The following is a 15,236-nucleotide window of genomic DNA, read 5'->3' on the forward strand; positions in this document are numbered from 1 at the left end:
TGATTATTAAGCCAAAAGAAATTATATTGTTCAGTACTCAACCCAAAATAATCGATGAAAGAAAAACTGAACACTTCTCTGCATTCACTTAGTCTAATCGCTGTAATCGGGCTTACAGCTTGGCATGTTTTTACCGGTGAGCTATCCACCAACTCTTTAATGACCTACCTGATCATTATTCTGATCATCATTGAAGTGGCCAGCTTGTTCTTGATCGGTAAGACCTATCCAGAGAGCCACACTTCCTTTAAAATCGGACTGATCGCCTCACTTCTCATCCTTCTTGGGATCAAGAGGATGATGCCCGCGTTCTTTGTCCCACTGACTGTGGCTGCCTTTGCCATTAACTTCTTGTATAATTTTTACACCAACAACAAACGAAGAAAAGGGCAGTTTAAAAGGAGGAAGCAAAAAAAGGTGAAATTCTAGGGCAATTAGAACCAGTCGGCACGTTATTTGAACTTCAGTTGGCCAAAATTACTCCCATGAAATTACTCCCATGAAAAAACTATTGTTTATCGTTCTTTTAATGTTTCCATTGATTTCTTTTGCCCAGGAAAAGCTGGAAAAACTGGTCAAGGAACGCCAAAGTCTCCACCAAAGGTGGAAATCTTCTGAATCTCAAAAATCTGGAATCTTTGGTAATCGCACCAAAAAAGACATGATCGAGACCAATGACTGGATGGAGCGCATTATCCTCAAAGACAATCAGATCATGGACGAATTGGAGATGTTGAAGAACATTGAGACCACCGAAATCAAATACGAAAAGGACGATTATAAATTCATCGCTCAAAAACAAGAACAGGACATTGGCAAACTTAAGCGGGCTTTACTCGATAAAGATGAGGAGATCAGCGCAATAAAAAACAGCAAAAGGACTTACGAATGGACCACATTGATTTTCTTTGTCTGCACTGGGGTATTGGGCTATTTGTTCTATAAACTAAAATTCAAAAGTTGAATAACTTCCCATAATTACTTCAAATCCAATGCTGCAGAGCTCCATTAATCTTTACGGTACTGTATTTTGCATCATGAAACTAAACCATTTTTTCCTTCCAGATTTTAAATAGATTTCCCTATTTTTGCGGCTATGGCAAAGACAGAACAAGCAACTGAAAACGCACAACTGAAAGATATCATTTCCCATGCGAAAGAATATGGTTTTGTATATCCTTCTTCAGAAATATATGACGGACTCCAAGCGGTATACGATTATGGCGCCTATGGAGTGGAGCTAAAAAATAACCTCAAAAGACTTTGGTGGGAGTCCATGACAAGGCTGAACGATAACATTGTTGGAATCGATGCAGCTATTTTCATGCACCCAACCACTTGGAAAGCTTCTGGTCACGTGGACAGCTTTAATGATCCAATGATTGACAACAAGGACAGTAAGAAGCGCTATCGTGCAGATGTTCTTATTGAAGAAAAAGCTGCTGGATTGGAGAAAGAAGGCAAAGAAGAAGAGGCAAAATCTCTCCTTGCCGCCATGGGCAAATTGTTGGAAGCGGAAGACTTGGCAGGTGTAAAAGACCTTATTGTCAACGAAAACATCACTTGCCCAATCAGTGGCACTTCCAACTGGACTGATGTTAGACAATTCAACCTGATGTTTTCTACTCAAGTAGGGTCAGTAGCGGAAGATGCCTCTACCATTTACCTGAGACCAGAAACAGCACAAGGGATCTTCGTGAATTTCCTTAACGTTCAAAAAACTGCCAGAATGAAGGTTCCTTTTGGCATTGCCCAAATTGGTAAGGCCTTCAGAAATGAAATCGTAGCCCGTCAGTTCATTTTCCGTATGCGGGAATTTGAACAGATGGAGATGCAATATTTTGTAAGACCTGGTTCAGAATTGGATTGGTACAAAAGCTGGGCTGAAACCCGAGTGAAATGGCACAAAGCTTTGGGCATTCCTGAGGATAAATTAAGAACCCATGACCATGATAAATTGGCCCACTACGCCAATGCTGCCATGGATATTGAATATGATTTCCCATTTGGTTTCAAAGAAGTGGAAGGAATTCATTCGAGAACGGATTTTGACCTGAAGAGCCATCAGGAATTTTCTAAAAAGAAGCAACAATACTTCGATCCAGAAATCAACCAAAATTACATTCCTTACGTGATCGAAACATCCATTGGAGCCGACAGGTTGTTCTTGATGACCCTTTGCAATGCCTACACAGAAGAAGAGGTAGAAGGCAAATCAAGAACATATTTAAAGTTCCATCCAGCGATTGCCCCAGTTAAGGCTGCTATCCTTCCTCTGACCAAAAAAGATGGGCTTCCTGAAAAAGGAAAAGAGATCTTCAACAAGTTGAAATTTGATTTCAATATCATCTATGAAGAGGCAGCTTCTATCGGTAAGCGATATACTCGTCAGGATTTGATCGGAACACCTTACTGTATCGCAGTGGATCACCAAACATTAGAAGACAATACGGTAACCATCCGTCATAGGGATACTACTGAACAAGAGAGGGTGCACATCGACGAACTTTATGGCAAACTTGCCGAAGCAACAAGCTTTAAAAATATCTTCGAACAGATCTAAATTGATTTGTTCTGAAATCAAAAAGTCTCTGAAAAAAATCTCAGAGACTTTTTTTATGGTTCTACCAGCACCCTGTATGACTCATAAATACTTAATATATCCTGGACATATGCAACCGCCAAATAGCCCTTTGCATAACCACTTCTAACTACTGGGTCCCTATAGTATTTTGGCTGTGATTTCCTCTCCAGGTAATAGGCCACATTTTTCCATCTTTGTGTGTCCTTCCCAAACTTCAAGGCGAGTCTCCAAGCATCATTGACATGACCATGTCCTACATTATAGGACGCCAAGATAAACTTGATGCGTTCATTGGTTTCGGGCACACGCTCCAACCAGAATTTATCCAAGTATTTCAAATAGCGAACCCCTCCCATTAAACTTTCCAACGGGTCATTCGGATTACTTACACCAAAGCGCTCTAAAGTTACCGGCATCAACTGTAACAACCCCTTGGCCCCGGCATAACTGGTAGCCACTGTATCGAATCTTGATTCTTTATAAACCAAAGAGGCCAAAAGCCGCCAGTCCCAACCTAGCACTTCCGCGCCTTGTTTGATGAGGTCATCATATATTGAAATCCGGTCTCCAGAGATGGAAGAAAAAGGACTTTTGTTTCTGTAATAGTTGTTTTTCTTGTTCAAAAAATATTTCCCGTAAAGGATGGCAAAGTAAGTAGAACTTTTGCCTTTTTCCATCCAGTCGTTTACTGCTTCCAACAGGTTTGGGGCATTAGTTCTTACTGCCCAAGCTACCGGGCGGGGTTCATTGACCTTAAGCCCCACATCAATTCCTCTATAATAGGTTGAGTTTACCAAGGCAACTCCTTCGTCCACCAAGGTGTATTCAATTTCTTCCCGGACTACTTCCTCCACCAATTCATCAGAATTTTTATCTTCCTCGATGATGTCGATATCAATTTGCAAGCTATCCTCTAAATATTCCAGTTGGCTTCTGTATATGGTTGATTGCCTGACGTGGATGGTTTTGCCATCCAGCCCTTCAACTTTTTTTATGGTAGCCTTTTCGCGATTTTGAACCAATACAGAAGAAAGAGAAGTAAGTGGGTCAGTAAAAGCTCCATACTTCTTTCGTTCATCATTGACAACCAAATTAATAGCTATAATATCTGCTCCACCTGTATTGAGTAAGTAATAAGCTCTTTGGACATCCTGATTGACAATCAATCTCAACTGCACATCCAGTCTTTTCGCCAGATTTCTCAACAACTCATACTCATAGCCCATCCTGCGTCCCCTGTAGATATAATAACTGGTTGATGAGTTGTCCACCACCGCTCGAATAAAACCTCTCTTTTTTATTCCTTCTAAATCTAATTGGACAGGATTTTCCCAATAGGGAACTTCTCTCTTTTTCTTTTTTTGGGCTTCACCACATGAAACTGCAAAAACACTAACACATAAGATGGTAAAAATTAACAGGTTATGCTTCATGGGCAAGATACAACGCAATATAGCGCAATGGTCCTGACCAATAATAGCATAATTATACCAATTCTACAAAATAACGAAAGTAAGCAGCAGTGGTCAAACGGAAATCTTAAACCAATTAATTTATTCCGTAAGCCAACAACAATGCTTACATTGATTTATTTTTTACAATCGCTTCAAATAGGCTAAGAATTTCCTCTTTCTTTCGCTGGCTGATCGGTAAATTTTTACCATTTTCCATTAAAACACTACCTCCATCATTTCGATAATATTTTCTCATATAATTGGGATTAATGAGATAGGATTGGTGGATTCTAATAAAAAAATATTTGCTCAAGGTTTTCTCCACTTCCTTTAGCGTTTTGCTAAATAGCAGGTTACTTCCATCGTCCAGGTAAAGTAATGTATAGTTGTTTTGACTTTGGGCATAAATAATTTCATCTACTTTGATGAACTCCAAACCTTCGCTAACTGGCACCGCAATCTTGGACTTGATGATGTTATTCTTTTTAAGCTGGTCGATAAACTCAGTCATTTTATGATCCAGTCGGTCTTTTTCATGTTGCTTTACATCTTCAAACTTATCCAGAACTCCTTGAAGTTCTCCTTTGCTGATAGGCTTAAGCAAATAATGAAAGGCCTTATATTGAAATGCCTTGACAGCATATTGACTGTAAGCCGTTGTAAATACCACCTCAAAGTTGATATTCCCTATTACATCCAACAGCTCAAAACCATTCAACCTAGGCATTTCCACATCTAAAAATAAAAGGTCTACCTCCACTTTCTTAAGCAAATCCATCGCCTCTTCCACATTGGTCGACGAAAAAGCGACCACAATTTCCGGGGCTAAGTCAGCCAGCTCATGTTCCAAACTCTCTATACAATGTAACTCGTCATCGATGATCCCAACCTTCATTTAATTGTCTATTTATAAAAGCCTCTAATCCTAATGCAATTCCTAATATAGAAAAGTTACCTCAGCAAAATCAAGCTTGACTAAAGTTTTAAAGCATAAATTGAACCTTACTACCTCAAATAAAAGATTATAATTCAAATTCGGCCTATACTCGATAGCGCCTTGTGATCACTATTTAAATATTGATGTTGGTGATAAAAACCAATAGATTCATCTTATCATTTTCAACTGACTTTTCACATTTAACTTTTCTGACATTATTATTGAATAGGTAGGTATAAACTTGCTAGTGACGGCAATTTTATGCTTACCTATCACTTTCTGATGTCGAATAAAAATTATGGTTAGTTTAAATAGAATTTTATGCTACTACCTTATGCTTCTTTTCTTTTGCTTTAGTTGCAACCTGAAGCAAGGCAGTAATTCTCATACCTCACGTCAGCAATACCTATTGATTTCCAACCCAAATGACAGTGACAATAGCAACATCAAGCCTGGTATTAGAATCGGAGAAATACTTATCGAACCTATCTCCGGTGAAAAACTTTTTAAAGCAACAGTTTACCTGGAACGTGAAATTCCTTCTTCTGGATATCAGCTGTTCATTAATGGGGAGTCAAATTATAAAATGTTGGAATATGGAAAGCCATACTATTTTGTTGGAGAGTTTGATGGAGAAAAATCCCTCACCCTAAGGATGAGAATAGATGATCAAAAATACATCGTCACCTCTCTCAAGAAAACCATTAATTATAGTCTTGAACCCAGTATGAACTTCAAAACTGAATCAAGTTTATCTGGCATATTAAGCAAACTGGCCTTCCACATAATTTATTGATCAAACGGGGTCTGCTTCCATCAGGATATGTATTTCCGCTCTAGTACCTGATACTCCTCCTTCATCATTCTTTTTGGTTGCAATCACAAATTTCACTTCTCCTTCATTTTGCTGATTATATATCGCCAACCTTTCCTCTATTAACCTCAAGCCTAAATGAGTGCCATCAGGCTTTGGCTCACTATTATCCCCTTTTCTATACTTAATTCCGGTTCCGTTGTCCACCACCTCCACGGATATCCCTCCTTGGCTTTCTCTTACCTTAATTTCCAGTACTTTATGCTTTTTCCGACTTGGGAGCAATCCATGCTTGATCGCATTTTCTACTAATGGTTGTAAAATCTTAGGTGGAACATTGATATGTTCTGGGTTAACTTCTGGAGCTACTTCTATGCTATAAGAGAACTCACTCCCAAATCTTAGGTTTTCTATTTTTAGATAAAGGCCTGTTGATTTTAGCTCTTCTTGCAGACTTATGGATGACTTTCTGTTATTGGTCAAACTCATCCTTAATAGCTGTGCAAATGTATCTATGTATTCCTTGGCTTCATCATTTTTGTTCTTCATCACCAACCACCTCACAGCATTCATTCCATTAAACAAAAAATGAGGATTCATTTGAGACTCCAAAGACTGTAAAGCAAGAGACTGAATCCTATTTTCAAATTTACTTTCCAATAACTTGACCCTTTTCTCTTCTGCATTTTTCTGCTCTTCAATCAATTCTTCAAAGGTGACTTCTAACTGCTTATTGACTTTTACTATTTCATCCTTCTGTTCGCTGATCTGTTTATTCTGTTTTCTCAACAAAAGGTTGGCCCGCTTCTTTTCCTTAATATTTCTGTATTGCATAAGGGCAATGGCCACAATGGCTATCAATACAAGTACCATCAATAGCAAAATAATCTGATGGCTTTTTAAAGCTGCTTGCTGACTATCCAACTGAGACTGCTGAAGAGCCTTATCTTTTTCCAAAAGCTCAATTTGTGACTCTTTCTTCTCAATAGCATACCTTTTTTCTATTGCAGCAATCTGTGTTTCCTGATTGATCAGCGCAACGCTATCTTTATATTGCTGTGAGATTTTCAGGTACTCCAAAGCAAATCGGTCATTTGCCTGGAGTTCATAAATTTCCGATAGGCTAAGGGCGCAATCCATGATCAAGCCTTTATTCTTGAGTTCTTCTGCCATTTCCCAAGATTTCTCATAAAAGTCAATCGCCTGAATAAATCTCCCTTGAGCCTTGAAAACATCTCCTTGCCTTTTTGCCAAATCCGCCAGCTTATGTTCATCTCCCAGCTGCTCAAACAATGATTTAGACTGTTGAAAATAAATGGCTGCCTGTTGTAGGTCTTTTCCTTCTTGGAAATAATTCTGACCAAAATATTCATAAGTAATCCCTAAGCCAAAAGTATCTTTCCTGGTTTTATTGATCTCCAACAGCTTATCCAAATAGTTTCTGGCCTCTACATAATCTCCTTTATCCGTAAAATAATCCCCAATCGAGAGGTAGTTCATCGCTATACCTAGAGTATTGCCCCTTTCCCTTTCTGCTTCTAGCGACCTTTCAAAGTACGCCAAAGCATCTTCCTCTCTTCCTGAAAGATGCAACAATGTATTTCCCAAGCCATTACATGAAATCGCAATATTTCTTAAATCACCTTGCTTCTCTGCTATTTTCAATGCTTCCAAGTAATACAATACCGCTTTATCATAATCCTCTGCATAGCGACTGGCCACGCCGGCATTATTGGCATAAATCATTTTGGCCAAAAAAGAAGAATCTTCCTTAGCTATCAATTCAAAGGCCTTGATATGAAGTGGAATGGCTTCTTCATAGCGCTGATGGTATCGATAAAGCAACCCCAGATTGTCCAGTGATTTGGCATAAAGTAGTGTATCTCCCAAATCTAATGAGAGACTTACTGCTTGCTCTGCTTCTTCATATTCCTCTTCCTCATTATGTCTGTTCCTATGAATTTCCTTCGAACGCTGAATAGCTTCATCTACCGCGCTTGCATCTTTTTGTATAAACTCGCTTCCTTGTGCATGGAGATCAGTTATGATGCAAAAAATAAATACCAGCAAGCATATGCTTCCATAGATTAACGGCTGACTAACCGTAAAGCCAAAAGCTAGAGATTTAGTAATACGCATAAGGGCACAATTTATTATACCCTTTAATATCCATAATTAATTCGTAAAAAGCACGCTGATAAAAAACTGTCATAGTTGACTGGTAAAATAGCCTCGTAGAATTAATTGATCACTTCGTCGTCATTACTGTTATAATATATCCCTCCTGCCAAACGCAAAAGCTCCACTTCAGCCACTTTAATAGAGAAAATGGCATTGATCAACCGACTTTCCGCTTCCAACCGGTTCACTTGTGCATCCCTAAATTCCAAGTAGCTGGTCAAACCAGATTTAAACCGGTCAAAGGCTATGTCTGTATTTTCTTCTACCACCTTATAATTTTCCCGCTCTATCTCAAGTCTCCTCTTGCTGTTATCATAAACATTGTAGGCCCGGTGAAGGTCTGACCTCAATTGAACCTCATATTGATCCATCACATATGCTTGGGCTTCTTGCTCCACTTTTGCTCTTTGGATCCTGCGATTCAAGGTAAATCCGCTAAATATATTTATTCCTAAAGTAGCTCCGAAGTTGTAGCCCTTTCTTTTATTTTGAATTAAAAAACCTGCATCTGAATTGGACACGGTCTGTCTGTAGCTTCCGTCTAGGGTCAAAACCGGTAAGCGCTGGGCTTGTATTTCCTTCAGTTGAAGATAGGCCACATTCTCCTGCCTCTGGTTGATCAACAACATTTTGTTTTGGTCAAAAGCTTGGGACATCAAAGCATCCAATTGCAACCCATCATTCACAATAATGGTATCATTGATCAGAAACTCAGTATTTGACTCCATGGCCATCAATTCATTCAAATTGATGCGAGCATTTTGAATCACTTGTTCTTGAGATACCACTTGGGACAAATCCGCATTGTAATCAACCTGTGCAGCCAAAAACTCCGTCTTGGAGGCTCCCCCCAATTCATATTGCGCTTGCGCAATATCCAAACGATCCTGAGACAGTTCCAGCGTTTCATTCAGCACTTCATACCTCTCTAACTCCAATACCAACCTATAGTAAGCATCAGAAATGGCTGCTACCGTGTTTTCAATAACCACTTTAGCTTGCAACTCCCCGATCTCACTCAGCTTCCCCAGCCTCTTCATGGCCACCACAGCATCATACCTGAACCCATAAATGGCATTGAGATTGAAATTCTCTCCCGTGGACTTCGCGTTATCAATATTTCTTGGCTGGTTTTCATTGACAAACTGTTGCTCCACATCCTCTGTACTGGAAGTCCTACCATAGGTTGCATCTACGCTTGGAAGTAAAGCTCCCAAGCCAATTTTCTTATCGATCTCCGTAAGCTCTTTGTCTTGTAGGGCTATCTTAATGTCATAATTATTTTCCAGCCCCAACATGATAGCTTGCTCAAATGTCAATTCCTCTTGGGCATAAAGCTTTCCTGAGACCACAAGGGAGACTAAAATCAAAAAACAATACTTTATCATACTCTCGCTAATCTTCCTGATTTGGATGTCAAATATGTGTAAACTGCAGGGATGACGAAAAGTGTCAATAGGGTAGAAATCACTAAACCACCAATGACAGCTACCCCCATAGGCATTCTACTTTCAGCTCCTGCCCCCAAAGCCAAGGCTATGGGCAAAATACCTAGTATGGTAGACAAACTGGTCATAAGAATTGGCCTGAAACGCGCGGCGGCGGCTCCCACAATCGCTTCCTCTATGTCCAATCCATGCGCCTTTCGTTGGTTGGCAAATTCTACAATCAAGATCCCATTTTTCGTAACCAAACCAATCAACATAATTATACCGATCTGACTGAAAATATTCAGTGTAAAATCAAATAGCCATAAAGACAGCAATGCACCACAAAGTGCCAATGGCACGGTAAACATAATGGTCAATGGATCCATAAAGCTCTCAAACTGAGCAGACAATACCAGATAAATAAGAATCAGAGCGAACAAAAAGGCAAAAATCAAACTATTGGAGCTCTCACGAAATTCCTTGGAAACACCTGCTACATCAGTGGTAAAAGTATCATCCAAAACTTCTGCCGCGATCAAATCCATTTCCTCCAATCCGTTCCCAATGGTTTGTTTTGGTGCCAAACCTGCCGAAATGGTGGCACTTACAAATCGATTGAATCGATACAGCTGTGGTGGAGTACTTTTTTCTTTGATTGTCACTAAATTATCCAATTGTACCAATTGGCCGTTTTCAGCCCTCACATATAGCATTCTCAGATTAATCGGTTCATTTCTATCTTCCAACTGCATTTCACCGACCACCTGATACTGCTTGCCGTTCATGATAAAATAATCAAACCGCTGCCCTGAATAGGATAATTGTAAAGTCCTGGCTATTTCCTGGACAGAAACTCCAATATTCCTTGCTTTGTCCCTGTCTATTTCTACTTCAATTTCTGGCTTGGTGAATTTTAAATTAATATCTGAAAATTCAAAAACACTACTTTGGTTCACCCTGTCCATAAACGGTGGAATGACCTCCTTCAGCTTCTCCAGTGATGGCGCCTGAATCACATATTGCACAGGAAGCCCTCCCCTCCTGTCTCCAATAGACTGAGGCTGAGAGGCAAAAGCCCGAACATCCGTTTTATTCTTTAAAATCCCCGAAATCTGTTCAAAAACTTGTTGCTGGCTGACTTCTCGCTCATGGGCATCCACCAAACGAACCCTGATAAATCCAGAGTTAGTACTCGCTGTACCAAAGCCGGGAGAAGTAACAGAAATAAAACTATGCCAAATATCAGGAGAAATGGAAGTCATCATTTCATGCAATAGTTCATCGATCACCCGATCCATGTAATCAAAAGTAGCTCCCTCTGGGCCACTCATATTGATTCTCATTTCTCCTCTATCTTCCACAGGAGCTAATTCAGAAGGAATAGAAATGAACAAGGCATAGATACCTACTCCCATCAGTACAATTACAATAAATGAAATCCACCTAACTTTCATGAACATCACCAAAGCGCGCTCATATTTTTCATTTAGCCATAAGAAGAACGGCTCTGAGAAATTATAAAACCAGTTATGCTTCTCTCGCTTCTTCAATAATTTAGAGCTGAGCATGGGAGTCATGGTCAAGGCCACAAAGGAGGAAATGATCACTGCACCTGCTACTACAATCCCAAATTCACGGAACAAACGTCCTGTGGTTCCGGAAAGGAAAATCACTGGCAAGAATACAGCTGCCAAGGCGATGGTGGTGGCGATTACGGCAAAGAAAATCTCTTCAGCACCTTTTTCAGCCGCCGTATCTGGATTCTCTCCTTTTTCTATTTTTGAATAGATATTTTCCAATACCACAATGGCATCATCCACTACCAGACCAATTGATAGCACAATGCCGAGTAAGGTCAGTACATTGATAGAAAAATCCATCAAATACATCACGAAGAAGACCCCTACCAAAGAAATAGGAATGGTCAAAACCGGGATAAAGGTTGTCCTCCAATCCCTCAGAAAAATAAAAATAATGGCCACCACGAGCAAAAATGCCAACAAGATGGTTTCCTGCACCTCGCTAATGGAGCTTCTGATATATTGGGTGGTATCAAAACCAATTCCCAACTCTATATCGCTTGGTAAATCTTTCTTGATAAATTCCAGCCTTCTGTAAAACTCATCAACAATCTCAATACTGTTTGATCCTGGAAGTGGCACCAATACTACCCCAACCATGGGTACACCGTCTCTTTTTAAGACTGTCCGTTCATTCAACGGTGCGAGTTCCGCTTTTCCTACATCCTGAAATCGAACAATATTGTTATTGTCCTCTTTGATAATCAACTGGTTGAATTCATCAGGTGTGGAAAGCCTACTCTTTGTTCTTACTGACAGTTCAATCGTAGAACCTTCTATTCTTCCTGAAGGTAATTCTACATTTTCACTTTGAACTTTATTCAGTACATCCAAAGGAGTAACCCCATAAGAGGCCATTCGAATAGGATCCATCCTCAAACGCATGGCATATTCTTTCTCTCCCCATATCCTAACTTCACTCACGCCAGGAATGGTTTGCAGCCTTTCCTTAAATATATTATCCGCGATATCCGATATCTCTAGGAGACTCTTTTTCTTACTTTGGACATTCAAAAAAACAATGGGCTGAGAATCGGCATCCGCTTTAGATACAACTGGTGGCTCAGCATCAGGAGGTAAGTTTCTTTGCGCTCGGGCCACTTTATCACGAACGTCGTTGGCAGCCGCTTCCATATCAGCTCCCACGTCAAATTCCACTGTAATATTACTGGTTCCGTCATTACTTGTGGAAGTCAAGGTCTTGATTCCAGAAATACCATTAATGGATTCCTCCAAAGGTTCGGTAATCTGCGCTTCAATTACATCTGCATTAGCTCCCACATAGGTTGTCCTGACATTGATAATTGGGGGATCCACACTAGGGTATTCCCTTACCCCCAAAAAGCTCATTCCTATAATCCCAAAGAGCAATATGGTTAGGGAAAATACAATGGCCAAAACTGGCCTTCTGATACTTATGGTTGATAAACTGGCCATATCAGTTGATTTTATTGAGCTGGACCTTCATGCCTTCTTTTACCTGAAGCACCCCCGTTGTCAACACCAACTCACCTGGCTTCAGTCCATCTGTAATCTGAACTTTTCGTTCAGTCCGCATACCAATGGCAACTTTTCTTTCCTCTACATTGCCTGACTTATCAGTAAGAAAAAGTTTATAGCCCTCCAACTCAGGAATCAAAGCCTCAGAAGGAACCATTAACGCATTTTCCTCCACATCAAGGTTGAACCTGATATTAACAAACATTCCGGGAAGGAACTTTCTATCTTTGTTGGGACTAACTGCTCTTAACTTCAAAGTCCTTGTATTCGCATCCACCACAGGTTCATAAGCATAGACTTCTCCTACTTCATTTCCATCAGAAGCGTTATTGGAAAAGTTAATTTTTGAGCCCACAGTAACCCTTCCTGCGTAACGTTCCGGAATGGAAAACTCAATTTTTATGGGGTCAATATTCACAATATTTGCAATGATATTAGCGGTACCAATGACCGACCCCACTGAAATTTGCCTAAGTCCAAGCACGCCATCAAAAGGAGCTCTGATCACCATTTTATCCAACTGGGCCTTGACAAGCTTGATGTCAGCCAAGGTCGTATTGTACTGATTGAGTATAACATCATACTCCTCCTGACTAATAGCCTCTCGCTGCAAAAGCTGCTTTTGGCGGTTCTCTTGGCCCTCATAGAGTTTTTTGGTGTATTCTAACCGATCATACTGTGCCGAAAGTTCATCATCATTGAGATAGACTAAGGGAGTACCTTTTTTAACAAATTGTCCCTCTCTAAAGTTAATTTGCTCAACCAAACCCGTAATCTCAGGTCTCAAAGCTACCGACTCATTGGGTATGACATTTCCTGTTACGTTCAGATTATTCTCCAATCGCTCAGACTTCATTTCAATAACATCAACAGGTAATAGGCCAGAGCTAGCTTCAGCTCCTTCTTGATTATCAAGAGAAGTAGGAGTCTTACCATTACTCAATAGGTTAAGCTGTGGGAATAAAAAAATGATGACTATCACCCCAACTATAGCCACTATTAGAATTACTTTAGTCTGTTTTTTCATTTCGTTGAAAAGGATATCTTCAATACGTTCGCTTCTTTAATTAAAACTAATCAATCTTTAAGCAAATTAAATCTTTTGGGATTGATCTCTACCCGAATAAAATATAGATGGCAAATCAGGGATATCAATGGTAAATGAAAAGAATCCATTTCCATTTACTTAATGAAGCAATACACAATAAAACGGTTAAAAAAACTACTTAAATTCTGATCACAAACCTAAAAAAAGTTATAGGTACAAGTAAGGGTTAACTGTATCCAAAGCCTTCTTAACCTTTGGTCCAGGCAAAAACCTATAAATAAAATTGAGCCTATAATTGCCTGTTACAATTTGGTTGTTAAAATCATCAACCTTTGCCAACCTCAAATTACTATAAACATAATTGGCATTTACGGCCCACCTTCTGGAATTGTACCCCACGCTTCCTTTCAAAAAGTAGTTTGAATTCACACTCCAATTGGTTCTTTTGCTATCTCCTTGGAGGTTATTAAAACCCAAGCCGATATTCCCATTTGCAGAGCCCATGATAAAATAATGTTGGTCGATCACCAAAGTATAAGCATAGCCTACATTCGGTCCAAATTCAAAAAAGCCCATTTTATCAAAATCCCTCTCAGGGTTGATCATTAGTGATGAGGGTATCAAAGTACTATCACCTTTGGCCACTCCGCCATATAATTCAAATCCTACCAATAAAGAGCCGGCCGACTTCTTCTGCCATTCCGTTTGTAAAAAAGCGGCTCGATAAGAGAACTTCTTGCCATTGAAGACATATTTCACAGAGGCCCCTACTTCACGCACTTTCATATCAGGCCTATAGTAATAGTTTTCTCCCTCCTGTGCCAAGTAACCTTCTTGCTTTAAGTGAAAACCTTTATAAAATTGGCCAAACAGGTCAATAGCAAAATTATTTGGATAAGCATGAACTTGTAGATCAAGGTACTTGGTATCCCCCTTTCCAACATCTGGGTTTAAAAAGCCGAAACCCAAGGCCAGGTTGAGGTTAAATGCATGATAAGAAGTACCTATCCCCATGTTTAGAGTGGAATTAGGCCGATAATTGAGTTCTCTTATTTCACCAAGTCGGTCCTTAATGTCCACACCAGTGTATTTTCTAGAAAAATAAAACCGACTAGTAACCTCACCAGGAAAACGTTGATAATAGCTTGAGTCACTTGAAAAAGATTGGGCTAAAACTGTTAAATGAACCAAAAAAAAGCCTAAAGCCAATATTATTTTCAAGAACAATCCTTTTACAGAAACCATATCAGGCTATTAGAGATTTTAGTGCAACAGCGCAATCAATACTAAGCCTGAAGAAACTAAATATTAGCCAATAAAAAAATACATAAAACAAAAAGTCAAAGCACCCGCCACAGTACCAGAAACTAAATAAGCTCTCACAAAGAAAGTTTTCATCTGTCTTTGGTAAGGAAATATAGATAAAGTACCTAAAGTATATGCCGAAAAAAGCAGTAAAGCTGTAGCAATTGTTTGTATCATCATTCCCCTTGCATTTTTGTGGTTACAAGGACGAAATAATATTATAAAAAACACTTCTTAACACTTTAACTTTTTGTTAAATCTAACTAAAGCATGAAATTGACGATCAAACTATTTCATGCAGACCTGATGATAAGCTGTCAATTTTTATAAATAAAATACCATCCTGAAACATCAAGATGGTATTTGTTTTTAAACCAAATAATTTAAATAATGGAGGTTTAAA

General features: G+C 39.4%; 12 protein-coding genes. 4 read left to right on the forward strand and 8 right to left on the reverse strand.

Translation table 11 applies throughout. From position 1 onward, the window contains the following. Positions 1-54 precede the first annotated feature (54 nt). From JL001_RS03030 to JL001_RS03040, 3 genes are all read left to right on the forward strand, one after another. Positions 55-429, forward strand: a complete 375-nt coding sequence (locus JL001_RS03030; protein ID WP_200974633.1) for a hypothetical protein — start codon at positions 55-57, stop codon at positions 427-429. A 70-nt stretch (positions 430-499) separates the two neighbouring features. Continuing rightward, positions 500-964 (forward strand): Clp protease ClpB, encoded by a 465-nt coding sequence (locus JL001_RS03035; protein ID WP_200974634.1) that lies wholly within the window; start codon positions 500-502, stop codon positions 962-964. 132 nt (positions 965-1,096) lie between these two features. Further along, positions 1,097-2,563: a glycine--tRNA ligase gene (locus JL001_RS03040; RefSeq protein ID WP_200974635.1), complete on the forward strand. Its 1,467-nt coding sequence runs from the start codon at positions 1,097-1,099 to the stop codon at positions 2,561-2,563. Positions 2,564-2,616: 53 nt separating this feature from the next. On the opposite strand, the gene JL001_RS03045 is transcribed toward JL001_RS03040, so the two are convergent. Together JL001_RS03045 and JL001_RS03050 are read right to left on the reverse strand one after the other, a co-directional pair. After that, positions 2,617-4,017, reverse strand: a complete 1,401-nt coding sequence (locus JL001_RS03045) for a transporter substrate-binding domain-containing protein (protein WP_200974636.1) — start codon at positions 4,015-4,017, stop codon at positions 2,617-2,619. Between the two features lie 145 nt (positions 4,018-4,162). Then, positions 4,163-4,933, reverse strand: a complete 771-nt coding sequence (locus JL001_RS03050) for a LytTR family DNA-binding domain-containing protein (RefSeq protein WP_200974637.1) — start codon at positions 4,931-4,933, stop codon at positions 4,163-4,165. Between the two features lie 376 nt (positions 4,934-5,309). On the opposite strand from JL001_RS03050, the gene JL001_RS03055 reads away from it, so the two are divergent. Further along, the gene (locus tag JL001_RS03055; protein ID WP_200974638.1) at positions 5,310-5,771 is read left to right on the forward strand and encodes a hypothetical protein; all 462 of its coding nucleotides are present in this window, start codon (positions 5,310-5,312) and stop codon (positions 5,769-5,771) included. Here JL001_RS03055 and JL001_RS03060 read toward each other — a convergent pair whose 3' ends face one another. The 6 genes from JL001_RS03060 to JL001_RS03085 form a co-directional block, all read right to left on the reverse strand. Next, entirely contained in the window at positions 5,772-7,928 is a 2,157-nt protein-coding gene (locus JL001_RS03060) for a tetratricopeptide repeat protein (protein WP_200974639.1), read from the reverse strand. It lies immediately after the preceding gene. 101 nt (positions 7,929-8,029) lie between these two features. Further along, positions 8,030-9,358 carry a TolC family protein gene (locus JL001_RS03065; protein WP_200974640.1) on the reverse strand — a complete coding sequence of 443 codons (1,329 nt, stop codon included), beginning with the start codon at positions 9,356-9,358 and terminating at the stop codon, positions 8,030-8,032. Continuing rightward, on the reverse strand, positions 9,355-12,417 hold the full coding sequence (locus tag JL001_RS03070) for an efflux RND transporter permease subunit (RefSeq protein ID WP_200974641.1): 3,063 nt from the start codon (positions 12,415-12,417) through the stop codon (positions 9,355-9,357). The genes JL001_RS03065 and JL001_RS03070 overlap by 4 nt, the downstream gene beginning before the upstream one ends. Position 12,418: 1 nt before the next feature. Beyond that, positions 12,419-13,507, reverse strand: coding sequence for an efflux RND transporter periplasmic adaptor subunit (locus JL001_RS03075; RefSeq protein WP_200974642.1), 1,089 nt, complete (start codon positions 13,505-13,507; stop codon positions 12,419-12,421). 228 nt (positions 13,508-13,735) lie between these two features. Continuing rightward, entirely contained in the window at positions 13,736-14,749 is a 1,014-nt protein-coding gene (locus tag JL001_RS03080) for a DUF4421 domain-containing protein (RefSeq protein ID WP_236252695.1), read from the reverse strand. Positions 14,750-14,836: 87 nt separating this feature from the next. Further along, positions 14,837-15,013 (reverse strand): hypothetical protein, encoded by a 177-nt coding sequence (locus tag JL001_RS03085; RefSeq protein WP_200980628.1) that lies wholly within the window; start codon positions 15,011-15,013, stop codon positions 14,837-14,839. Between the last annotated feature and the right edge of the window lie 223 nt (positions 15,014-15,236).

The sequence above is a fragment of the Echinicola sp. 20G genome (genome assembly GCF_015533855.1).
GTDB lineage: Bacteria > Bacteroidota > Bacteroidia > Cytophagales > Cyclobacteriaceae > Echinicola.

Coding starts and splice junctions, on each gene's coding strand:
- JL001_RS03030 (WP_200974633.1), top strand. CDS start 55: ATGAAAGAAAAACTGAACACTTCTCTGCATTCACTTAGTCTAATCGCT.
- JL001_RS03035 (WP_200974634.1), top strand. CDS start 500: ATGAAAAAACTATTGTTTATCGTTCTTTTAATGTTTCCATTGATTTCT.
- JL001_RS03040 (WP_200974635.1), top strand. CDS start 1,097: ATGGCAAAGACAGAACAAGCAACTGAAAACGCACAACTGAAAGATATC.
- JL001_RS03045 (WP_200974636.1), bottom strand. CDS start 4,017: ATGAAGCATAACCTGTTAATTTTTACCATCTTATGTGTTAGTGTTTTT.
- JL001_RS03050 (WP_200974637.1), bottom strand. CDS start 4,933: ATGAAGGTTGGGATCATCGATGACGAGTTACATTGTATAGAGAGTTTG.
- JL001_RS03055 (WP_200974638.1), top strand. CDS start 5,310: ATGCTTCTTTTCTTTTGCTTTAGTTGCAACCTGAAGCAAGGCAGTAAT.
- JL001_RS03060 (WP_200974639.1), bottom strand. CDS start 7,928: ATGCGTATTACTAAATCTCTAGCTTTTGGCTTTACGGTTAGTCAGCCG.
- JL001_RS03065 (WP_200974640.1), bottom strand. CDS start 9,358: ATGATAAAGTATTGTTTTTTGATTTTAGTCTCCCTTGTGGTCTCAGGA.
- JL001_RS03070 (WP_200974641.1), bottom strand. CDS start 12,417: ATGGCCAGTTTATCAACCATAAGTATCAGAAGGCCAGTTTTGGCCATT.
- JL001_RS03075 (WP_200974642.1), bottom strand. CDS start 13,507: ATGAAAAAACAGACTAAAGTAATTCTAATAGTGGCTATAGTTGGGGTG.
- JL001_RS03085 (WP_200980628.1), bottom strand. CDS start 15,013: ATGATGATACAAACAATTGCTACAGCTTTACTGCTTTTTTCGGCATAT.